The organism is Kitasatospora sp. NPDC057940 (genome assembly GCF_042887425.1).
Lineage (GTDB): Bacteria > Actinomycetota > Actinomycetes > Streptomycetales > Streptomycetaceae > Kitasatospora.
On record NZ_JBHVPH010000018.1, the window covers coordinates 125,834 to 146,219 of the forward strand.

The window sequence follows — 20,386 nt, forward strand, 5'->3', positions numbered from 1 at the left end:
ACAAACACCCTTGCCGTCCCGGCGAATGGCAGGCATGGCCGACGAAGACTTCGAGAACGTCCTCACCACGGTGGGCCCCCGGCTGCGCGCCCTGCGCCGCGAGCGCGGCACCACCCTCGCCAAACTGGCCGCCGCCACCGGGATCTCGCTCAGCACGCTGTCCCGGCTGGAGTCCGGGCAGCGCAAGCCGACCCTGGAACTGCTGCTGCCGCTGGCCCGGGAGTACCGGGTGCCGCTGGACGAACTGGTCGGCGCCCCGGCCACCGGCGACCCCCGGGTCCATCCCCGCCCGGTGACCAGGAACGGTCAGACCATCATCCCGCTCACCCGCCACCTCGGCGGCCTGCACGCCTTCAAGCAGATCATGCCGCCCGGCCGGGGCACCGAGCCCGAGTTGGAGCTGAAGGTGCACGAGGGCCACGAGTGGCTGTACGTCCTGTCCGGCCGGCTGCGGTTGGTGCTCGGTTCGCACGACCTGGTGCTGACGGCCGGTGAGGCCGCCGAGTTCGACACCCGCACTCCGCACGCCTTCGGCAACGCCGGGCCGCAGCCGGTGGAGTTCCTCAGCCTGTTCGGTCCTCAGGGTGAGCGGATCCATGTCAGGGCGCGCCCGGGAACCTCCGTTCGGTAGGTTCGTTCCCTGACAGCGGGGGTTTTCCGTTCCGGTCTCCCGCCAGGCCGTCGGGAGGGGCCGAGAAGATGAGTGTCCAGCAGAGCACGGAGTCCGGCGAGAGCGGTGGAACCGGGGAGCGCGGTGCGGTGGGTGCGCCCGAAGTCCCGGGCCCGGCGGGGGCCTTCGGGTCCTCCGGCGGCGGATCCGGCCGGGCCGGTGGTGGTTCCGGCGGTGGCGACGGCAGCGGCGGCAGCGGTCCGACCGGTGGGGCCGACGGGCCCGGCGGTGCGGAGCCGGACGCCAAGAGCGCGCGCAAGAAGCGCCCGTTCTGGCAGGAGCTCCCGATTCTGCTGGTGATCGCCCTGCTGCTCTCGCTCGGCATCAAGACCTTCTTCGTCCAGGCCTTCTCGATCCCCTCCGGTTCGATGGAGCAGACCCTGGCGATCGGCGACCGGGTGCTGGTCGACAAGTTGACGCCGTGGTTCGGCGCCGAGCCGGAGCGCGGCGAGGTGGTGGTCTTCCGTGATCCGGGCGGCTGGCTGGAGAGCGTGCCGACGCACGCGGACGGCTCGGTGATGAGCTCGGTCCAGAAGGTGCTGAGCACCGTCGGCCTGATGCCCTCGGCGGACGAGAAGGACCTGATCAAGCGGGTGATCGCGGTCGGCGGGGACACCGTCGAGTGCAAGGCGGGCAGCCCGTTGAAGGTGAACGGCGTCGCGCTGGACGAGCCGTACCTGTTCCCCGGCTCGGCGCCCTGCGACCAGGACCCGGTGGGCACCGTCACCGTCCCCAAGGGCAAGCTCTGGGTGATGGGCGACCACCGCAACAACTCGCGGGACTCCCGCCCGCACCACAACGAGACCGGTGACGGCTTCGTGCCGGTGGGGAACGTGATCGGCCGGGCGTTCGTCGTCGCGTGGCCGCTCACCGACTGGTCCACCCTTCCCGTCCCGGACACCTTCGGCAAGGTGCCGGCGAGCGCGGCCGCGGGCGCGGGGGCTGCCACGCCGGTGCAGGCGCCGTCGGCGCCGGACGCGCTCGGGCTGGCCGCCGTCGTGCCGTTCGCCCTGTGGCGCCGCCGCCGTGGCGCGCGCCGGAGCCGCCGCTGAGCCGGGTGAGGGCTTCGGCGGAACTCCTCCCGTCATCCTCTACACGCCTGTAGAGTTTCCGGGGTGAGCTGCACGCCTGGTCGCGTGGCCGCCCGACCGGGGAGGCCGCGCGCCGGGGCCGGGTCGGGAGGCGGAACCGTGGTGGAGAGTCGGCGCAGTCCTGTGGCCGTCGGGGAGCCGGCGGACCCGGACGTCCAGTGGGTGTACCAGCCGGTCGAGGTGGACCTCGGCGACGGCACCTGGGCGTCCGGGCGGATCAGCGGCTGGTGGCAGGACTCCGCCGGGCAGCAGTGGTGCCGGTTGCGGGTGAGCCGCAGCGGGCAGCCGGCCGGCTGGGAGCGGTTCGACCCGGCGCGGGTCCTGCTGCTGCCGGTCGCCGGGCTCTGAGGAGGCGTCGGCCGGTTTCGATCGGAGTGGTTCCGGTCGGACCGGTACCGGCATGATCGGAACCGGACCGACGGGTCCGGACGTCCCTCGGTGCGGCGGTCACGAGGCGTTGTCCATAAGAGATTCACAAAATATGACGGCATGTGCGATTCTGTGCAGCGCCCCCGTGACCCGCCCCATCCGTGTCGGCACCTTGGGGGGCCCGGGGCCGCCGACATGCCACCTCATCGACCGGGGACGACGTGAGTTCCGAGATCTACTTCAGCAGCAACTACCGCGACCTGTGCGAGCAGCACGGCACCGGCGCGGGCTTCCAGTTCGAGTTCTCCTGCCACCGCTGCTCCGACACCTGGCGCTCGCCGTTCGAGGCGTTCACCACCGGCCAGGTGGCGGGCTGGATCGGCAAGGGCGTCAGTGCCGCCTGGAACCTCATCGGCGGCAACGCCAACACCATCAGCAACGCCGCCGACGGCCTGGCCGGCCACACCTGGGGCAACGCGCGCGACGCCGCCTTCCAGCGCGCGATCACCAACGCCCAGGTGCACTTCAACCGTTGCGCCCGCTGCACCTACTACGTCTGCAGCCGCTGCTTCGACCCGGGCCAGGGGCTGTGCCACAACTGCGCCCCGGACACGGCGGCCGAGGCGATGGCGGCGCAGCGGCGCGGCCTCAACGACATGGTGACCGACCGCTCCTACCAGCAGGGCCAGCAGTCCGGCGCCGAGTTCGACGTGCGGACGCCGCGCCAGCTCGTCTGCCCGCAGTGCTCGGCGGAGACGCACGGCACGCCGTTCTGCCCGGGCTGCGGCCACCGGCTCGCCCAGCCGACCCAGTGCGGCCAGTGCCACCAGGACATCCCGGAGGGCGCGGCGTTCTGCCCGTCCTGCGGCGCCAGGCGCTGACCCCGCAGGCCTCGTAGGCCTTGCAGGCCCAGCGCACCTCGCGCACCTCGCGACGGCGGGGCGCCTCCGGACCAGGATCCGCAGGCGCCTCGCCGTCGTCGTGCGTGCCGTCCGGGTCAGCCGTACGACACGTTGGCGCACGGGTCGTCGTCGGCCGACCGGGCGGCGTTGGCGACGCTGCTGGGCACCGGGGCCGGGGCGCCGGGCGACGCGGAGGCGGCCGGGTCGGCGGCGCCGGCCGGATTGGCGGCGGCGAAGTCGTGGCCGAGCACCACGCTGACGCCCTTGCCGCCGGCCTGGACGGTGGCACCCGGGAACAGCTTGGCGACCGCGTCGGCCGCGGCGCGCTCGCCCGCGCCGTACTCGACGACCGTGGTGGCGCGCGGCTTGCCGGTCGCGTTGCCGACGCTGGTCACGGTGTAGCCGGCGCCCTTGACGGCCTCCGCGGCCTTGCCGCCGAGCCCGGTCGCACCGGTGCCGTTGAGCACGGCGACCTTCACGTCGGCGGGCTTGGCCTCGCCGCCCTTGGCGTCCGGCGCGGGGGTGGTGGCGGTGGGACTGGGGGTGGCCTCGGCGGCGGGGGTGCCCGGCGCGGCGGAGTCCGCGGCGGTGGCGCTGGCGTCCTGGCCGTCCAGGGTGCGGTCGGCCTTGAGCGCGGCCCAGAGCTGGTCCGAGTCGGGGTGGAGCAGGGCGACCCGCGGGCCCTCGTAGCGCCACGGCGCCGTCACGAACTTGACGTCGTGCAGGTCGACGTCCTTGAGCGACATGGCGAAGGAGAGCAGCTTGGCCGCCGAGCCGAGGTCGGGGTCGACGGTGAGCGACTTGGTCGCGGCGTCGGCGAGCGGCAGCAGGGTGGTCGGGTCCATGCCGCGGGACTTGACCTCCTTGATGAGCGAGGAGAGGAAGGCCTGCTGACGCTTGGTGCGGCCGATGTCGGAGCCGTCGCCGATGCCGTGCCGCACCCGGACGAAGTCGAGCGCGGACTGGCCCTCCACCTTCTGCTTGCCCTTGGGGAAGACCAGCTTGCCCTTCTTGCCCAGGTTCGGGTTGAGGTCGCCCTCGTGGATGTCGTTCGGCAGGCAGACCTCGACACCGCCGACCGCCTTGGTCATCGAGGCGAAGCCGTTGAAGTCCACCACGATGGTGTGGTCGACCCGCAGGTTGGTGAGCTTCTCGACGGCGTTCTGGGTGCAGGCCGGGTTGCCCTGGTCGCTGTCGCCCACCGAGAAGGCGCTGTTGAACATCACATTGGTCTGCTCCTTGGTCCACTTGCCGTTCGGGAGCTTGCACGGCGGGATGGTGACCAGGGAGTCGCGGGGGATGGAGATGCCGACGGCGTGCTTGTGGTCGGCGTAGACGTGCAGCAGGATCGCGGTGTCCGAGCGGGCGCCGCCGTCCCCGCCGCCGCCCAGGTCGCTGTTGCCGTTGCCGCGGCTGTCCGAGCCGATCAGCAGGACGTTGACCGGGGTGCGGCCCTGGGAGTCCGGGGCCGCGGCGGCCGGCCGGTCCTTGCTGAGGGCGTCGCCGTCGAAGGTGGTGAGGTTGCTGTTCAGGCGGTAGTAGACGGCGCAGCCGCCGAGGACGAGGAGGGCGGTGCAGCCGGCCGTCGCCCAGAGCACCTTCTCCTTGGTGCTGCGCTTGGCCTTCGGCTTCGCCCGGCTCGTACGGCCCGCCTGGCCGGCCCCGCCCGCCTGACCGGTCCGGCCTGCCTGGCCGCCGTCCGCTGTGCGGCCCTCCGCGCTGCGGTCCTCGGGTATGCGGCCGTCGGGTATGCGGCCCTCCGGCGGGCCGGCGGCTGCCCGGCGCGGCGATTTTCCGGCTCCGGGGGAACCCCTGCGACCAGACACGTCGTCATCCTCCACAGTTGCCACGAAACCCCCGTCGGACCGGCGGGCGTGCGTGGCCGGGGCCGGGGCCGATCCGGGCAGGCCCGTCGCTAAACTTTTACACCGCTGTAGAAACTCAGTGGAGCATACTAGGCGCAGATGAGAAAACCACCTGGTCAGACCAGCGGATCCGGTCGGCCAGGCTCCTCTGCGCTGCTCAGAAACCGTACGAGGAGCACGATGACTCACCGGATCGCACGTTCGATAGCCGGCGCCCTGGTGGCACTGCTGGCCGCCGTCGGCCTCACCGCCGCGGCGTCGAGCGCGACGGCGACGGCCGCACCCCGGCCCGTCGCGGCCGCCGCCGCCACCACCGTTTCCGTCACCGGCTCCGGCCCGGTCGCCCCGGCGGCGGGCCCGGCCGTCTCCGTCGGCACCCGGAGCGGTCAGACCGCGCCGGCCGCCCACCTCGCGGCCAAGGACGAGAAGAAGAAGTCGGGCTTCTTCGCCAAGCTCGGCAAGTTCCTGATCGTCGTGGTCATCCTGATCATCCTGTTCTTCGTGCTGCTGATCGTCGGCATCGTCTACGCCGCGAAGCGGATCTTCGGCCGCCGCAAGTGAGTCGCGGTGGCCCGCCCCGGCGCCGCAGCGGCACCGGGGCGGGCCACCCGGGCGCGATTGGCCCTGGGCGCGGCGTGCGACCGGCCCGACGATGGGCGGCATGAGCGACTACCTCGGCCACCGGGCCCCCGACGGACAGCAGGCTTCTGGCGGACGGAAGGCCCCCGACGGACAGCTGACCCCCGACGGACACCGGATCCCGGACGGACACCGGGCCCCCGACGCGCGCCCCGAGAGCCGGATCGTCCACCCGCCCCTCGCGGACACCACCGGCAGCCGCCCGATGGGCGTGCCGCTGCACCAGAGCCACCTCTTCGCCTTCGACACCAGCGACGCGCTCACCCAGGCCTTCAGCGGCCCGGGCGGGGCCTTCTTCTACAACCGCTACGGCAACCCGACCGTCCGCTCGCTGGAGACGGCGGTGGCCGACCTCGAGGGCGGTGCCGGTGCGATCGCCACCGCCTCCGGCATGGGCGCGATCAACACCGTCCTGCTCGCCCTGCTGCGCTCCGGCGACCACGTGATCGCCCAGCGGAGCCTGTACGGCGGCACCTTCGCCGTGCTCGCCGACCTCGCCGACCGCTGGGGGGTGGAGGTCACCCACGTCGGGGGCGACGACCCTGCCGAGGTCGAGGCGGCCCTGCGGCCCACCACCCGGCTGCTGCACCTGGAGACCATCTCCAACCCCACCACCAGGGTCACCGACCTTCCCGGGCTGATCGGCGTCGCCAAGCGGGCCGGGGTGGTCAGCGTCGTGGACAACACCTTCGCGACGCCGCTGCTCTGCCGGCCGATCGAGTACGGCGCGGACGTCGTCATCCACTCGGCGACCAAGTACCTCGGCGGCCACTCGGACGTCCTGGTCGGCGTCGCCGTTCTCGCGGACGCCGAACTGCACCGCAAGGTGTGGCACTACGCCATCGAACTCGGCGCCGCCGCCGACCCGTTCGCCGCCTGGCTGACCCTGCGCGGCCTCCAGACCCTCGCCCTGAGGGTCCGCCGGCACTGCGAGAGCGCCCTCGACCTGGCCGGCCGCCTCGCCGCCCACCCCGCGGTCGGGGCCGTCCACTACCCGGGCCTGCCCGGGCACCCCGACCACGACCTCGCCCGCCGGCTCCTGCCCGACGGCCACGGCGGCGTCCTGGCCTTCGACCTCGTCGGCGGCCGTGAGGCGGCCCGCACCTTCACCGAGTCCGTCCGCCTGGCCGCCCTCGCCCCCTCCCTCGGCGGCGTGCACACCCTCGTGCTCCACCCGGCCAGCACCTCCCACCGCCAGCTCGACGACGTCGAGTTGGCCGCCGCCGGGATCGGCCCGGGGACGGTGCGGGTGTCGGTGGGCATCGAGCACCCCGAGGACCTGTGGGCGGACGTGGAGGGCGCGCTGGCGAAGGTGTGACGGCCGCCCGGCCGGCGCCGCCGGGCCGTCGACCGGTTGCGTGCGCGTGCACCTAAATGTATGGTGCGTGCGCACGCACACACTTTTCCCCGGGGAAGCCGGGGAGATCCGAGGAGAGACTTCCATGGACACCGACGCCGCCCCGATCGTCCTCATCACCGGCACCTCCTCCGGGATCGGCCTCGCCACCGTCGTGGCCGCCGCCCGCGCCGGGTGCGGCGTCGTCGCCACCATGCGCGACACCGGACGGGCCGAGGCCCTGCGGCGCGCCGCCGCCGAGGCGGGCGTCGCCGGGCGGATCGAGGTCGAGCAACTGGACGTCACCGACCCGGCCTCCGTCACCGCCTGCCTGGCGACCGTCCTCGCCCGGCACGGCCGGCTCGACGCGGTGGTCAACAACGCGGGCGCCGGCCACGTCGGCACGATCGAGCAGGACGGGACGGCGCCGGTGCGGGCCGCCATGGAGGTGAACTTCTTCGGCGTGGTCGAGGTCACCCGGGCCGCACTGCCGCACCTGCGGGCCTCCGGCGGCCGGGTCGTCACCGTGACCAGCGTCGGCGGCGTGGTCGGACAGCCCTTCAACGAGGCCTACTGCGCCGCCAAGTTCGCCGTCGAGGGCTTCATGGAGTCGCTGGCGCCGGTCGCCGCCACCGTCGGCGTGCACGTCACCGTCGTCGAACCGGGCGCCGTCGCCAGCGAGTTCATCGGCAACCAGGCCATCGACCTGCCCGCGCTGACCGCCGCGGCGGGCCCGTACGCCCCCGCCCTGCGGGCCTACGTCGACCGCACGCTGAAGGCCTTCGGCCAGGCCCAGACCCCGGAGCAGGCGGCCGCCCCGATCGTCGCGGCCCTCACCGCCGAGCGGCCGCCGCTGCGGGTGCAGACCTCGGAGGCGGCCCGGGCCTTCGCCGGCACCAAGCTGGCCGACCTGGACGGCTCGGCGGTGCGGCGGATGACGGGCGGCTGGGTGGTCTGACGAGTCCGGCCCGGGTCCGACACGCCTGACGGGCCCGAGGGTCCCGGTCGGGGCGGCCCGGCGCGGCGCGGAGCCGGCAGCCGGGGTGGGAACGGAATGATCACCGGTCATACTTGGGCGGCGGCGCCCGACACCGGACGCCGCGGGCCGTGCCGGCACCACCCGGCGCAGCCAGCCCGCCAGCCGTCCCACCCAGACCGGAGGAACCGATGAGCAGCCACCTGCCGACCCACCGCCCGGCGGCCGGGGCCCCGGCGGTGCCGTGGAACCGGCAGCGGCTGCGCAGCAACAACGAATGGCTGCTGCTCGAACTGCTGCGCACCGGCGGCGGCTCCTCGCGCGCCCAACTCGCCCGGGACACCGGCCTGTCCAAGCCCACCGTGTCCGCCGCCCTGGCCGCCCTGGAGCAGGCCGGGCTGGTCCGCGAGGCCGGCCGGCTGGCCCCCGAGCGCGGCCGCACCGCGGTGCTGTACGAGGTCGACCCGACCGCCGGGCACGTGCTCGGCGTGGACATCGGGCGGGCCAGGCTGCGGGTCGCCGTCGCGGACCTCGCCGGGACGGTCGTCGCCCGCCGCGACGTGGCCAACCGGGGCCGCTCGGCGAACGCCGTCGCCGACGCCGTGGTCGCCGCCGCCCACGAGGCCATCGACGAGGCGGGCCTGGCCGCCGACGACATCGTGCACGCGGTGATCGGCACCCCGGGCGTGTGGGACGAGCAGCGGCGCGGCGTGCGCTACGCCACCAGCCTGCCCGGCTGGGGCCGGCCCGGTCTGTTCGACCGGATCGGGGAGGGCCTGGGGGTGGCCGTCACCGTCGCCAACGACGCGAACCTGGCCGCGCTCGGCGAGTACACCCTCGGCGCCGGCCGGGGCAGCCGGATGTTCGCCTACCTGCTGGTCGGCACCGGCCTGGGCGTCGGCGTGGTCAAGGACGGCGAACTGCTGCTCGGCGCACACGGCGCGCTGGGCGAGATCGGCCTGGTGCCGCTGCCCGCCCGCCCCGGTGAGCCGCCGGCGACCATCGAGCAGGAGGCGGCCGCGGACGCCGTGGTGCGCACCGCCCAGGATCTCGGGCTGAGCGGCGCGCCCACGGCCAAGCAGGTCTTCGAACGGGCCCGGGCCGGCGACCCGGCGGCGGTCCGGGCCGTCGACCGCGAGGCCGGCCAACTCGCCTACGCCGTAGCCGTGTTGTCCGCCGTGCTGGACCCGGACCTGGTGGTCCTCGGCGGCGGCATAGGCAACAGCGCGGACCTTCTCCTGGAACCGCTGGAGCAGGCCCTGCACCGGATCGCCCCGATGCGTCCGACGCTCGCGCCGAGCCTGCTGGGGGAGGAGGCGGTCCTCCTCGGCGCGGTCGCCACGGCCCTGGAGACCGCGCGCCCCGAGGTGTTCGAGCGCCGGACGGCGGGGCTTCCCTAACGGCGGCCGGTGGCTCGGCGAACGGCTCGCCCGGCCGCCCGGCCGGTCAGGCGCTCAGCCGGTGGCCAGGGTGAGGCCGTAGGCGCTCAGGATCGGGTTGACGGGCTGGAAGTAGGTCTCGCCGCCCGAGGTGCAGTCGCCGGAGCCGCCGGAGGTGACGCCCTGCGCCTGGTTGCCGGAGATGAACGACCCGCCCGAGTCGCCGGGTTCGGCGCACACGCTGGTGCGGGTCACGCCGTAGACGCTGCCCTCCTGGTAGGTGACGGTGGCGTTGACCTCCTCGACGGTGCCGCAGTGCCAGCCGGTCGTGGAACCGGAACGGCAGACCGAGGACCCGACGGGCTGCTCGGTCGAGCCGGCGACCGTCACCGCGCCGCCCGCGTAGTCGTTCACCTGCGGCTGCGCCGTCCAGCCCGGGCCGGCCTGCACCCAGGAGTAGTCGTTGCCGGGGAAGGTCGAGCCCTGGAAGGTGCCGATCGAACTGCCGTCGGAGGCCGTCGCGTTGGAACCGGGCTGCCCGCAGTGGCCGGCGCTGACGAAGCCGGGCCGGCCGTTCTGGGTGACGGGGAAGCCGATCGAACAGCGGGCGGCGTTGTCGATGTAGTACGCGTCGCCGCCGTGCAGATCGGCCAGCGGCCGGGGCGTGGCGGTGGCCCGCTCGACCCGGACCAGCGCGCGGTCCACCCCGGAGCGGCGCAGGAAGTCCTCGGTCCGGACGGCGTCGGAGGACCGGACCACGACGGCGTTGGTGCGGACGTCCACGGACCAGACCGGCGTGGCCGTGGGTGTGGCGGCCCGGGCCGCCCGGTCGAGCGTGGCCTTCGCCCGGTCGAGGGCGGCCAGGGCGTTGCGGACGACGGTGGCCCGGCCGCCGTGCGCGGTGATCGTCCGGGCGGCGGAGGCGTCCGTGGTGGCGACCACCAGGGTGGCGTCCGGCCCCTCGACCCAGGCCCCGGCCCAGTGGGAGCCCAGGGCGTCGGCGAGCGCGGTCCGAACCCGGGCGGCCCGGCTCTCCCCGGCCAGCCGGTCGGCGGCGGCTTGCGGCGAGAGTCCGAGGTCGCGCTGGAGCGCGGGGAGCAGCGCGGACGGGGCCGGGGCGGTCCGGGCCGCGGGGGAAGCGAGGGCGGCGACTACGGACGGGTCGTCAGCGGGCGCGCTGACGGCGGGGGCGGCGGTCAGGGCGACGCCCGCGAGCGCGGTGGCGACCGCGAGCACACGGATACGGAGCATGGGGGAACTCCTCGTTCGGCGTGGGGGTTGCCGGAACGGTAGCGATCCGCCGGACGTGTCAGGAACATGCTGAATTCCCCTGCGCTCCGGCGCTATACCCCTGTTGGGGCGGCCGACGGTTCGGCGCAGCGTGACGGCGGGCCGGGGGCGGCGACGCTCGGTAGCCGGCAGATCTCGATCTGCCAACGAGTGGGAGATCCGTGCACGGATCGTGTGCGGGCTCTGCTTGAATCACACACCTCACCCATACGGAACGGAGCGTTCTCCACCCATGCCTTCACGCATACGCGGGCGTCGGCGGGCCGGCCTGGCCGGCTTCGCCGGACTCGTCCTCACCGTCGGTCTGGCGCTGACCGGTTGCGACCCGTCGGCCGCCGACGGCGGAGCCAAGGCCTCGCCCTCGGTGACCGCCCCGGCGGCCGCCACCACCCAGTCGACCCCGCCGGCCGCACCGCCTGCGGCGCCGCCCGCCGCGCCCCCGGCCAGCACGCCGCCGCCCGCGTCCGACCCCGTGCCGAGCACGCCGGCCGCCCCCGCCCCGGCGGCCCCCAGCACCCACGCGCCGTCGTCCACCCCGAAGGCGCCGCAGCCGAAGACCACCACGGCCCAGCCGCCGGCCGCCCCGGAGCCGCAGCACACCGCGGCGGCCGGCGGCGCGGAGTGCGAGCTCCGCTCGAACGCCGGGAACTGCTACGCGGCCGGGCAGTTCTGCCGCAACGCCGATCTCGGCAAGAGCACCCATGACGCCAACGGGGGAATGATCTACTGCCGGATGGTCAGCGGCAAGCCGCACTGGCAGGCCTGAGCGAGGCCGAACGGGCGCGGGGGATGGACGCCTCGGCCCCCCGCGCCCGTTCGGCCCGTTCGGCCCGTTCGGCCCGTCGGCGTGACCCGGGAGACCCTGGACCCTAGTCGAGCTGTCCGAGGGTGTCCCAGAACAGGTGCTCGTACGCCTGGAGCAGGCGGCCGTACTCGCGGGCTGCGGCCAGGGTCGGCTCGTCCAGTGGATCCGGCCCGAGGGCGTCGGCGGCCTGCTGTTCGAGCGCGACGGCGGGCTGGGCGAAGAAGTCGAAGAACGCGCAGGCCTGGTCGGGGAAGCCGTAGCGGCCGCGCAGGGCCTGGGCGATGTCGGCGCAGTAGCCGCCCCAGGCCGCGAAGTTGGCGACCAGCGCGGCGGCCGCGGCGGCGGGCTCGCCGTTCAGCGCGAGCCAGGCGAAGTAGGCCGGGTAGGCCTGGCAGCCGGGCAGTGGCGGCCGGGCGGCGAGTTCGTCCGGGCCGAGGCCGCAGGCGGTGGCGAGGCCGGGCAGGGTGCGCAGCGCGGCGCTCTCGCCCTCGGCGAGGGTGGCGAACCAGGCGCTCAACGGGCGGTCGGCGCTGCGGGTGGCGAGCAGCAGCAGGCTGCGCCGGTCGGAGGCGATGATCCGGTGCTGCTGGGCGGCGAGTTCGGCCAGGGCCGCGCGGGGCGCGGTGCCGTCGGCGAGCGCCGTGACGAGTGCCGGGGCGGCGTCGCCGGGCGCCAACTCGGCGCGCAGGTCGCGGATCTGGTCGAGGATCGGGTGGTTCACCGGTGCCTCCGTGGTGCGGTTCGGTCCCGGTGCCATTCCTACCGTCCGGCGGGGCCCGGTCGGTGGCGACAGGCCGGGGCGGGCCCGGGTTGCTCCCGGCCCCGCGGGTGCGGGGCCGGGAGCGGGCGGTGCGGTCGGTGGCTCAGGACCCGGCGCAGGCGCTGGTCACGTCGCCGGCGGCGTCGGTGATCGCCCCGATGTCGGGCATCTTGCCCTTGGAGACGTTGTCCTGGGCGCTGGAGACGGCCTTGTTCAGCTTGTCGGTGGCCTTGTCGAGCTTGTCCCCGTTGTTGTGGTCGCGGAGCTTCTTGATGTCGTCGCCGACCTTCTTCAGGGCGTCCGAGGTGTGTTTGCGACGGTCCTGGTCGGTGAGTTGGCCGACGTTGATGGCCGATGAGGCGAGGTCCTGGATGTCGCCGGTGATGCTGACGGCCTGTTTGCCGCAGTCGAGTGCCTGGTCGACGTCCTTGCACGCGCTGAGCAGTGGAGCGGTGGCGAGCAGCGCGAGTGCGGCGGCGGCCAGTCGGTACGGTTTCCTTGTCATGTCTGTATCCCTCCCGCCGGCAACAACGCCTGATCGCCCGCTCTTGGTTCCGCCCGATAGGGTGAATCATGGGTGAACCTTTACCGTCGGCCAGGAACGGAAGTTGATGGAGCATCAGGTTCCGGTCTCGACTGCGCCGACTTCACGTCACGGGCGCCGCCCCGTGACGTGAAGTCGGCCGGAACCGCTACCGGTCGGCCGGTCCGGAGAGGTCGCGCACCAGTCCGGCGAGGGCCGGGGTGTCGACCCCGTGCGCGGCGGCGGCCCGCAGGACGGCGCCGCCGATGGCGTCCAGTTCGATCGGACGGCCGGCCTCCACGTCGCGCTGCATCGAGGACTTCATCGACCCGGGCACCCGGTCGAAGGCGGCGAGCAGTGCCTGCGCGTCCGCGGGCGCGCCCGCCGCGCCGGAGACGGCCGCGATCTCGTCGAGGACGGTGAGCAGTTCGGGCCGGTGCTCGGTGCGCACGACGCCGACCTCGCTGCGGTGGCGGGTGGTGAGCAGCGCGAACGGGGCGAGGAAGGAGAGCTTGCTCCAGAGCATCGCGGTCTCGTCCTCGCGAAGCGTGACATCGAGGCCGGTGCGCCGCAGCTGCTCGGCCAAGTCCACCACCGGTCCGGCGAGTTCGAGCACGGCGAAGGGGCTGGTGTGCTCGATCCGCCCGGGCGCGGTCCGAGTGGCCTCGACCCGGATCGTGCCGGCCGCGATCCGCCCGGCCGGGTAGCGCTCGCGCAGCGCCGCGACGTGGTCGATTCCGTTGAGCAGCGGCACCACCACGGCGGAGCCGAGGGCCTGCGGCGGCATCCGGTCGAGCGCGTCGGCCAGCGCCGTCTCCTTGACGGTCACGAACGCGGCGTCGACTGGTTCGCGCAGTTCGGTGGCGGCCTCGACCCGGGCGGTGAACTCGCCGAACTGCTCGCTGTGGATGTGCAGTCCGTCCCGGTTCAGGACGGCGGCGGTCTCCTCGCCGGCCAGGCAGATCACCCGGTGCCCGGCGCGCGCGAGCAGTCCGCCGATCAGGCCGCCGACGCCGCCGGGCCCGAGGACGGCGACGGTGAGGGGGGCGGTCGCGGAGGTGGTCGCGGGGGTGGTGGTCATGTCGACTCCTGGTGAGGGGGTGAGGGGTGGGCTTGCGGGGAGGAGAGGGAGACGAGGCCGAAGGTGAACGGCGGTTCGTGGCGCGGCTTCCGCCCGCCGGCCGGGGCCCAGCGCACGGGGGTGTTCCGGCTGAGGTGCAGCGTGTCGTACCGGATGTTGCCGTGGGCGGGGTCGGGGACGGGCAGGCCCCCGCCGCGCAGCGCCTCGACCACCTCGTGGGCCGGCCAGCCGAAGACGTCGACGCCGTGCAGGCCGACCGGGCAGGCGGCCGCACCCTCGGCCGGTTCCACCGGGCAGCGCGAGAGGAAGACGGTCCGGAGGCGCTCGCCCGGGCCCGAGCAGAGGGTGACGCCGACCCCGGGCAGGGTGAAGTGCAGCGCCCAGCCGGAGCCGCAGACGAAGGTGGGGTGCACACCGCCCGGGAGCGCCTCGTGGTGCGGGGCCAGCAGTCGGCGGACCGTCGCCTCGGTGAGGCCGAAGCGCAGTTCGGGCAGAGGCGCGGGCAGGCGGATGCCGTGGCCGGGCAGCAGGTCGATGGTCACCCGTTCATGATCCCTTGCCGGACGGGCGGCGCGGGGCCCGGGGGCACCGGCGTCGTGACCGGTCGCCCGCCGCCCACCGTTGCCGGGTCAGCCGGCCGTCAGGCCGTTCAGCGCGTCGGTGACCTGACGGGCGAGGGCGGGCGGCAGTGCGGCGTAGCCCAGCTGCGTCGCGGCGGGCCGGCCGGCGGCGCTCACCGCGTGGGAGAGCAGGCCGGCCAGTGCCTGGGTCGGCCGGTTGCCGCGGTTGTCCGGTGCGTCGGTGCCGCAGAACACCGCGTAGCCGACCTGGACGAGCGGGTACGCGCCGGAACCGGGGTTCGCGTGGTCGACGTCGACCGTCAGGTCGGCGCCCGTGCCGGTGACCTTGGCTCCGGCCAGGGCGGTGGTGGCGGCCTCGGTGGTGGCGGCCACCGGACCGGAGCCGGCGGACAGTTTGGCGGTCCGCAGCCCGTCGGCGTCCTTGAGCGGGAGGAAGGCGATCGCGCCGGACTTGCCGGTCACCGTCTGGCGGACGGCGCCGGGATCGCCGACCGCCAGACCGCCCGCCGCCTGAGCGGGCCAGGAGCGGGCGGCCGTCGGGTACGGCCAGGCGGCGGGCGCGGCCTCGGCGAGGTAGCGGGTGAAGCCGAGCGTGACCGGCGATTCGGTCGACGGGTGGACCGCGGTGACGGCCGAGTCGGGCAGCATCCGGCCGGGGTTGAGCGTCGCGATCGCGGGATCCCGCCAGCTGGTGATCTGGCCGTTGAAGATCCGGGCCACCGTCGGGGCGTCCAGCACCAGCGAGTCGAGCCCGGGGACGTTGTAGACGACCGCGATCGGCAGCGCGGCGAGCGGGAGCTTGGCGGGACGGGCGGCCGTGCACCGCTTGCCGAGGCCGGCGGCCTCGTCGCCCAGGGGCGCGTCGTCGAAGGTGACGGCGTCGACCTGGCCGGCGACGAACTGCTGGTCGGCGGTGCCGCCCAGGTCGGCGGTGGCCACGTTCGCGGTGGGGCACGCCTGGTGGTAGTCGGCCGTCCAACGGCTCATGACGGTCTTCAACGGCCCGTCTCCGCCCACGACGGCGCGCGCCGAGGGGCAGTCGGGCGGGCCGGACCGGCCTGACTGGCCGGGAGTGGACGGCGCCGAGGCGGCCGGGGGCAGGGCACCGGCACCGCCGCTGTCCTTCTCCTGCTGCCGCAGCAGGACGGCCGTGCCGCCGGCCGCGGCCAGCGCGACGGCGACCGCGACGACGAGCGCGGCCTTCCGGCGGCGTGGCCGGGAGGCGGCGGGGGCGGGGGCGGCGGGATCGGTCGGCGCCGGTATGACGGCGGGTCCGGCGGGCGGGGGGAGGGCGGGTGCGAGGGGTGCCGGGCGGACGTCCGGCTCGGTCGGAACGGGCGGCGCCACGGGCCGCTCCCACACGGTCGCGGGCCGGGTTTCGGGCGCGGCCGGGGGCCGGGTGCCGGGTGCGGCCGGGGGAGGCTCCACGCCCGCGACGGACCAGGTCAGCAACGTCTCCAGGGTGGGCCGTCGGGTCGGCTCCTTGGCGAGGCAGGCCGCGACCATCGGGAGCAGCTCCGCCGCCAGCCCGGCGAGGTCCGGCTCCTCGTAGACGACCCGGAAGCCCACCGCGTGCGAGGAGTCCGCGCCGAACGGACCGCGCCCGGTGCCCGCGAAGGCCAGCACCGAACCGAGCGCGAACACGTCGGTGGCCGGGCTGGTGTCGCCGTGCCGGAACTGCTCCGGCGCCATGAACGGCGGTGTGCCGACGGCGACTCCGGTGCTGGTGAGCTGGGTGCCGTCCAGGGCGCGGGCGATGCCGAAGTCGATCACGCGGGGGCCGTCCTCGGCGAGCAGGACGTTGCCGGGCTTGAGGTCCCGGTGCACCAGCCCGGCGCGGTGGATGTCCCGCAGCGCCTCCGCGAGGCCCGTCGCCAGCCGCCGAACCTCCGGCGGGCTCAACGGGCCCTGCCGGGCGACCCGTTCGGCCAGTGAGGGGCCCTGGACGTACAGGGTGGCCAGCCAGGGCGACGGGGCGTCGGGGTCCGCGTCGACGACGGGTGCGGTGAACGCCCCGCTCACCCGGCGGGCGGCCTCGACCTCGTGTCGGAACCGGGCCCGGAACTCCTCGTCCCCGGCGAGCTCGGGGCGGATCACCTTGAGTGCCACCTGCCGCCCGGACAGCGACCGCGCGCGGTACACGACGCCCATGCCGCCCGCGCCGATCCGGCCCTCCAGCCGGTACCCGCCGATCTCGCGCGGATCGTTCTCCAGCAAGGTCACGTGACCCCCGTCCTCAGACACCCGTCCCCCGTCCCCCGGCGAAACGGGAGCCAGCCTAGTACCGCCCCGGTGGGCGCCGTGACGGCGGCTCGGGACGGTCGACCTCGACGGCGCCGGGGTGGGACCGGACCGCGACGGCGCCGGGGCGGGAGGGGGCCGCGACGGCCTCGACCCGACGTACGCGTCCTGGGCCCGGAGGCAGGACAACCTGCGGGGTTCGGTTTTCCGAACCCCGCATCGGGGGGCCAGCCCAATCGATCGTGCTGCCGTTCATGCCCAGGATGGAGGGCATGAACGGGATGACGACAGCTGCCGCGGCGGCGAGCGGTGAGGTGACGGGCGGTGAGGTGGCGGGCGCGGCCCTGACCGGGGACGGGCTGCACCGGGAGTACGGGCGGGGCACGGCCGCCGTCCGGGCGTTGCGGGGGGTGTCCGTGGCCTTCGCGCCGGGGACGTTCACGGCGGTGATGGGGCCCTCCGGTTCTGGCAAGACGACGCTGCTGCACTGCCTCGCCGGGATGGACCGCCCCACCCGGGGCACCGTCCGCTGGGGCGGGACGGAGGTGTCCCGGCTGCCCGAGCGGCGGCTCGCGCAGCTGCGGCGCACCAGGGTGGGGTTCGTGTTCCAGGCGTTCAATCTGATGCCCGCGATGACCGTCGCGCAGAACGTCGAACTTCCCGGGCGGCTCGCGGGGGCGCGGCCGGACGGGGCGCAGGTGCGGGAGGCGCTCGCCAGGGTCGGCCTGTCCGGGCGGGAGCGGCACCGGCCCGGGCAGCTGTCCGGCGGCCAGCAGCAGCGGGTGGCGATCGCCCGGGCGCTGGTCGCGCGGCCGGCCGTGCTGTTCGCGGACGAGCCGACCGGCGCGCTCGACCGGGCGACCGGGCGCGACGTCCTCGACCTGCTGCGCTCCGGTGTGGACCTGGACGGCCGGACGTGTGTGATGGTCACCCACGACCCGGTGGCCGCCGGCTACGCGGACCGGGTGCTGCTGCTGGCCGACGGGCTGCTGGTGGACGAGCTCGACCGGCCGACCGCCGCACAGGTCGGCGAGCGGCTGAGCCGGCTGGGCGGGTGAGCGCGATGAGCCCCGTCCTCTCCCTGGCGGCCGGACAGATCCGGCGCCGACCGGCCGCCTTCGCCGGGCTGGCGGTGGCGCTGTTCCTCGCGGTGGCGACGGTGACGCTGTTCGGCTCGCTGGTCGCCGCCCAGGCAACGGCCCCCGCCACGGTGGCCCAGCGGGCGGTGGCCGGGCCCGGCCTGCTGCTGATCGCGGGGGCGTTCGGTGAGATCGCCGTCCTGGTCGCGCTGTTCGTCGTGGTCAACGCGCTCGGCTTCACCCTCCGCCAGCAGCACCGTGACCTCGCCCTGCTGCGGACGGTCGCCGCGACACCCCGTCAGGTGCGTCGGCTGGTGCGGGCCCAGGTCACGGCGACCGTCCTGCTGACAGCCGTGCCCGGCGGCGCGGCGGGCACCCTCGCCGCCCGGGGCTTCCTCGCCGCGCTCCAACGGCGGGGGCTGGCCGCGCCCGGGCTGCGGATCCCCGGGACGCCGGTGCCGATGCTGGTCGCACTGGCGGTGGTGCTGCTGGTCGGCCTGGCCGCCACCGCCCTCGCCGCCCGACGGATCACCCGGCTCACCCCGGCCGCCGCGCTGACCGCCGACACCTCGGGCCAGCGGCGCACGGGCGTGCTGCGGGTGCTGGCCGGGCTGGCCGTCCTGGCGGGCGGGGTGCTGCTGCTGCGGCTCGCCGCCACCAGAGGGGCCGGTGAACTGGACAAGGCGGGGCAGGCGGCGATGCTCGGCTCGCTGGTGCTGCTGGTCGCCCTCGCCCTGCTCGGGCCGCTCGCCGCCCGGGCCGTGGCCGCAGTGCTCGGCGCGCCGGTACGGGTGCTGGCCCCCGGGGCGGGCTGGCTCGCCGACGCCAACCTGCGCGGCTACGCGGCCCGGCTCTCCTCGGCCGTGGTGCCGGTCGCGCTCCTGGTCGGGCTGTCGGGCACCATGTTGATCATGACGAGCACCGCCGAGCACGTGGTCCGTACGACCGGCGCCGCGACCAGCGTCACCAAGGCGACGGACGTCTGGCTCCGCGAGGCGGAACTGGGGATGTTGGTCTGCTTCGCGGCCGTCTCCACCGTCAACACGCTGGTCGCCCTGACGGCCGACCGGCGGCGCGAGTTCGCGCTGCTGCGCCTGGTCGGCGCGACCAGGCGGCAACTGCTGCGGATGCTGTCCGTCGAGGCGGCCCTCACCACGGCGGTCGGCGTGCTGCTGGGGGCGGCGGTGGCGGCCGTCGCCTCGGGGGCGTTCGCCCGGGCGGTGACGGGGTCGGTGCTGCCGGTGGTGCCCGGCGCCGCGTGCGGCTGGGTGGTGGCGGGCGCGGCGGCGCTGACGGTACCGGGGATCCTGGGCACCGGCCTGCGGGCGATCCGGGGGCGTGCGGTCGAGGCGGTCGGCGGTGAGCGGGGGTGAGGGCGGGTGACCGGGCCTTCGCCAGGTGGGGCGGGACCGGGTCGAAGCCGCCTGGGTGTGTCGTCGAAGCGGTGGGCGGTGAGCGGTGAGCGGTGATTGCTGTGAGCGTGAGGTGGACGGTGGCTGAGCGGTGGCGGTATCTGTCGGTGCGCGGTGGCGAGTTGGCCTTCGCGCTGCTCGGGCTGCCGATCGGCGTGCTCGGCGGGGTCTACGCCGTGGCCGTGCTCTATGCCGGGGCGTTGCTCTCGCTCACCGTGCTCGGGCTGCCGTTCGTGGTGGCCGCCCTGGCCGGGGCGCGCGGGCTGGGCGGGCTGCACCGGCGACTGGTCGGGCGGCTGCTCGGCGAGCGGGTGCCGGCCCCGGGCGCGCTGCCCCGGCCGTCCGGGGCGATCGCCCGGGGCCGGGCGGTGCTGACCGACCCGGTGGCCTGGCGGGCGCTGCTCTACCTGCTGCTGCGGCTGCCCCTGGGGGTGCTCGGCTTCCTGGTCGCGGTCGGACTGCCGCTCAGCTGCGTCTGGCTGGTGGGCTTCCCGCTGTGGGTCCGGCTGCTGGAGCCCGGGCCGCGACCGGTCGGCTGGCTGGACGTGGCCGGGGCCCCGGCCGGGCTCGCCGTACTCGCGGCGATGCCGGCGGCGCTGCGGGCGGTGAGCGCGGCCGATCGGGGTCTCGCCCGGCTGCTGCTCGGCCCGGTGCGGTCGCAGGAGCGGGTACGTGAGCTGGAGACCGCCCGGGCGACCCTGCTCGCCGAGAACACCGACCGTCTGCGCCGCCTCGAACGCGATCTGCACGACGGGACGCAGGCGCAACTGGTCGCGCTCGCCATCACCCTCTCGCTGACCGACGACGCCCTCGGTGCGGTCACCGGTGACGCTCCTGGCGACGCCCGGACCGGCCCGGCCGGCCCGCCCGGCGCTCCGGACACCGAGCGCCTGCGCACCCTGGTCGACCGGGCCCGCCGGCAGACCGACGACACCATCGCGGAACTGCGCCGGCTCACCCGGGGCATCCACCCGGTGGCGCTGGACGGCGGCCTCGCCCAAGCGCTGCCCGGGCTCACCGCCACCGCGCCGGTGCCGGTCACGGTCCGGCTGGACCTGAGGGAACGGCCGGACGCGGCGATCGAGCAGGCCGTCTACTTCTGCGCGGCCGAGTTGCTGACCAACGTCGCCAAGCACAGCGGCGCGGCGGCGGCGGAGCTCACGGCGAGCGCGGCCGACGGGCGGGTGCGGCTGACGGTGCGCGACGACGGCCGCGGGGGCGCCGTCCCGGGCGGGAGCTCCGGTTCGGGTTCCGGCTCGGGCCTGGCGGGCCTGGCCGAACGGCTCGCGGCGGTGGACGGCGTGCTGCGGGTGGACAGCCCGCCGGGCGGGCCGACGACGGTCACCGCCGAACTGCCGAGCCGCCTGTGACGGGTGGCCGCGGCGCG

At 75.2% G+C, this 20,386-nt stretch carries 19 protein-coding genes; 12 read left to right on the forward strand and 7 right to left on the reverse strand.

Going from position 1 to position 20,386, the window contains the following annotated elements:
* Positions 1 to 34 precede the first annotated feature (34 nt).
* The 4 genes from ACFVTF_RS25365 (at position 35) to ACFVTF_RS25380 (ending at position 3,011) form a co-directional block, all read left to right on the forward strand.
* The gene (locus ACFVTF_RS25365) at positions 35 to 631 is read left to right on the forward strand and encodes a helix-turn-helix domain-containing protein (protein ID WP_063350727.1); all 597 of its coding nucleotides are present in this window, start codon (positions 35 to 37) and stop codon (positions 629 to 631) included.
* Between the two features lie 68 nt (positions 632 to 699).
* The gene (gene lepB, locus ACFVTF_RS25370) at positions 700 to 1,722 is read left to right on the forward strand and encodes a signal peptidase I (protein ID WP_387816730.1); all 1,023 of its coding nucleotides are present in this window, start codon (positions 700 to 702) and stop codon (positions 1,720 to 1,722) included.
* Between the two features lie 138 nt (positions 1,723 to 1,860).
* Positions 1,861 to 2,109, forward strand: a complete 249-nt coding sequence (locus ACFVTF_RS25375; RefSeq protein ID WP_387816732.1) for a hypothetical protein — start codon at positions 1,861 to 1,863, stop codon at positions 2,107 to 2,109.
* Positions 2,110 to 2,351: 242 nt separating this feature from the next.
* On the forward strand, positions 2,352 to 3,011 hold the full coding sequence (locus ACFVTF_RS25380) for a zinc ribbon domain-containing protein (RefSeq protein WP_371522382.1): 660 nt from the start codon (positions 2,352 to 2,354) through the stop codon (positions 3,009 to 3,011).
* Positions 3,012 to 3,127: 116 nt separating this feature from the next.
* Here the strand turns inward: ACFVTF_RS25380 and ACFVTF_RS25385 are convergent, their stop codons facing one another.
* Positions 3,128 to 4,858 carry an LCP family protein gene (locus ACFVTF_RS25385; protein ID WP_387816734.1) on the reverse strand — a complete coding sequence of 577 codons (1,731 nt, stop codon included), beginning with the start codon at positions 4,856 to 4,858 and terminating at the stop codon, positions 3,128 to 3,130.
* 219 nt (positions 4,859 to 5,077) lie between these two features.
* Here ACFVTF_RS25385 and ACFVTF_RS25390 point away from each other — a divergent pair, with 219 nt between their 5' ends.
* From ACFVTF_RS25390 to ACFVTF_RS25405, 4 genes are all read left to right on the forward strand, one after another.
* Positions 5,078 to 5,458, forward strand: a complete 381-nt coding sequence (locus tag ACFVTF_RS25390; protein ID WP_387816735.1) for a hypothetical protein — start codon at positions 5,078 to 5,080, stop codon at positions 5,456 to 5,458.
* A 100-nt stretch (positions 5,459 to 5,558) separates the two neighbouring features.
* Positions 5,559 to 6,854, forward strand: coding sequence for a trans-sulfuration enzyme family protein (locus tag ACFVTF_RS25395; protein ID WP_387816737.1), 1,296 nt, complete (start codon positions 5,559 to 5,561; stop codon positions 6,852 to 6,854).
* A gap of 124 nt (positions 6,855 to 6,978) precedes the next feature.
* The gene (locus tag ACFVTF_RS25400; RefSeq protein WP_387816739.1) at positions 6,979 to 7,830 is read left to right on the forward strand and encodes an SDR family NAD(P)-dependent oxidoreductase; all 852 of its coding nucleotides are present in this window, start codon (positions 6,979 to 6,981) and stop codon (positions 7,828 to 7,830) included.
* A 209-nt stretch (positions 7,831 to 8,039) separates the two neighbouring features.
* Positions 8,040 to 9,248 carry an ROK family protein gene (locus tag ACFVTF_RS25405; protein WP_371522389.1) on the forward strand — a complete coding sequence of 403 codons (1,209 nt, stop codon included), beginning with the start codon at positions 8,040 to 8,042 and terminating at the stop codon, positions 9,246 to 9,248.
* A 54-nt stretch (positions 9,249 to 9,302) separates the two neighbouring features.
* Here ACFVTF_RS25405 and ACFVTF_RS25410 read toward each other — a convergent pair whose 3' ends face one another.
* Complete coding sequence (locus ACFVTF_RS25410) at positions 9,303 to 10,478, reverse strand: S1 family peptidase (protein ID WP_387816741.1); 1,176 nt, start codon at positions 10,476 to 10,478, stop codon at positions 9,303 to 9,305.
* Between the two features lie 271 nt (positions 10,479 to 10,749).
* Between ACFVTF_RS25410 and ACFVTF_RS25415 the strand changes: the two genes are divergently transcribed.
* A complete protein-coding gene (locus tag ACFVTF_RS25415) occupies positions 10,750 to 11,283 on the forward strand; it encodes a hypothetical protein (RefSeq protein WP_387816742.1) in 534 nt (177 codons plus the stop codon).
* Positions 11,284 to 11,386: 103 nt separating this feature from the next.
* On the opposite strand, the gene ACFVTF_RS25420 is transcribed toward ACFVTF_RS25415, so the two are convergent.
* From ACFVTF_RS25420 to ACFVTF_RS25440, 5 genes are all read right to left on the reverse strand, one after another.
* Positions 11,387 to 12,043 carry a transcriptional regulator gene (locus ACFVTF_RS25420; protein WP_387816744.1) on the reverse strand — a complete coding sequence of 219 codons (657 nt, stop codon included), beginning with the start codon at positions 12,041 to 12,043 and terminating at the stop codon, positions 11,387 to 11,389.
* Between the two features lie 142 nt (positions 12,044 to 12,185).
* Complete coding sequence (locus ACFVTF_RS25425; RefSeq protein ID WP_387816746.1) at positions 12,186 to 12,587, reverse strand: hypothetical protein; 402 nt, start codon at positions 12,585 to 12,587, stop codon at positions 12,186 to 12,188.
* Positions 12,588 to 12,774: 187 nt separating this feature from the next.
* Positions 12,775 to 13,686, reverse strand: coding sequence for a ketopantoate reductase family protein (locus ACFVTF_RS25430; RefSeq protein WP_387816748.1), 912 nt, complete (start codon positions 13,684 to 13,686; stop codon positions 12,775 to 12,777).
* Positions 13,683 to 14,228: a hypothetical protein gene (locus ACFVTF_RS25435; RefSeq protein ID WP_387816750.1), complete on the reverse strand. Its 546-nt coding sequence runs from the start codon at positions 14,226 to 14,228 to the stop codon at positions 13,683 to 13,685. The genes ACFVTF_RS25430 and ACFVTF_RS25435 overlap by 4 nt, the downstream gene beginning before the upstream one ends.
* A gap of 87 nt (positions 14,229 to 14,315) precedes the next feature.
* Positions 14,316 to 16,490, reverse strand: a complete 2,175-nt coding sequence (locus tag ACFVTF_RS25440) for a serine/threonine-protein kinase (protein WP_387816752.1) — start codon at positions 16,488 to 16,490, stop codon at positions 14,316 to 14,318.
* 299 nt (positions 16,491 to 16,789) lie between these two features.
* On the opposite strand from ACFVTF_RS25440, the gene ACFVTF_RS25445 reads away from it, so the two are divergent.
* The 3 genes from ACFVTF_RS25445 (at position 16,790) to ACFVTF_RS25455 (ending at position 20,369) form a co-directional block, all read left to right on the forward strand.
* On the forward strand, positions 16,790 to 17,566 hold the full coding sequence (locus ACFVTF_RS25445; protein ID WP_387816754.1) for an ABC transporter ATP-binding protein: 777 nt from the start codon (positions 16,790 to 16,792) through the stop codon (positions 17,564 to 17,566).
* 5 nt (positions 17,567 to 17,571) lie between these two features.
* Entirely contained in the window at positions 17,572 to 18,960 is a 1,389-nt protein-coding gene (locus tag ACFVTF_RS25450; protein ID WP_387816756.1) for an FtsX-like permease family protein, read from the forward strand.
* Positions 18,961 to 19,079: 119 nt separating this feature from the next.
* Positions 19,080 to 20,369, forward strand: a complete 1,290-nt coding sequence (locus ACFVTF_RS25455; RefSeq protein WP_387816758.1) for a sensor histidine kinase — start codon at positions 19,080 to 19,082, stop codon at positions 20,367 to 20,369.
* The last annotated feature ends 17 nt before the right edge of the window (positions 20,370 to 20,386 follow it).

Coding starts and splice junctions, on each gene's coding strand:
- ACFVTF_RS25410 (WP_387816741.1), bottom strand. CDS start 10,478: ATGCTCCGTATCCGTGTGCTCGCGGTCGCCACCGCGCTCGCGGGCGTC.
- ACFVTF_RS25395 (WP_387816737.1), top strand. CDS start 5,559: ATGAGCGACTACCTCGGCCACCGGGCCCCCGACGGACAGCAGGCTTCT.
- ACFVTF_RS25365 (WP_063350727.1), top strand. CDS start 35: ATGGCCGACGAAGACTTCGAGAACGTCCTCACCACGGTGGGCCCCCGG.
- ACFVTF_RS25445 (WP_387816754.1), top strand. CDS start 16,790: ATGACGACAGCTGCCGCGGCGGCGAGCGGTGAGGTGACGGGCGGTGAG.
- ACFVTF_RS25425 (WP_387816746.1), bottom strand. CDS start 12,587: ATGACAAGGAAACCGTACCGACTGGCCGCCGCCGCACTCGCGCTGCTC.
- lepB (WP_387816730.1), top strand. CDS start 700: ATGAGTGTCCAGCAGAGCACGGAGTCCGGCGAGAGCGGTGGAACCGGG.
- ACFVTF_RS25400 (WP_387816739.1), top strand. CDS start 6,979: ATGGACACCGACGCCGCCCCGATCGTCCTCATCACCGGCACCTCCTCC.
- ACFVTF_RS25405 (WP_371522389.1), top strand. CDS start 8,040: ATGAGCAGCCACCTGCCGACCCACCGCCCGGCGGCCGGGGCCCCGGCG.
- ACFVTF_RS25450 (WP_387816756.1), top strand. CDS start 17,572: ATGAGCCCCGTCCTCTCCCTGGCGGCCGGACAGATCCGGCGCCGACCG.
- ACFVTF_RS25430 (WP_387816748.1), bottom strand. CDS start 13,686: ATGACCACCACCCCCGCGACCACCTCCGCGACCGCCCCCCTCACCGTC.
- ACFVTF_RS25415 (WP_387816742.1), top strand. CDS start 10,750: ATGCCTTCACGCATACGCGGGCGTCGGCGGGCCGGCCTGGCCGGCTTC.
- ACFVTF_RS25390 (WP_387816735.1), top strand. CDS start 5,078: ATGACTCACCGGATCGCACGTTCGATAGCCGGCGCCCTGGTGGCACTG.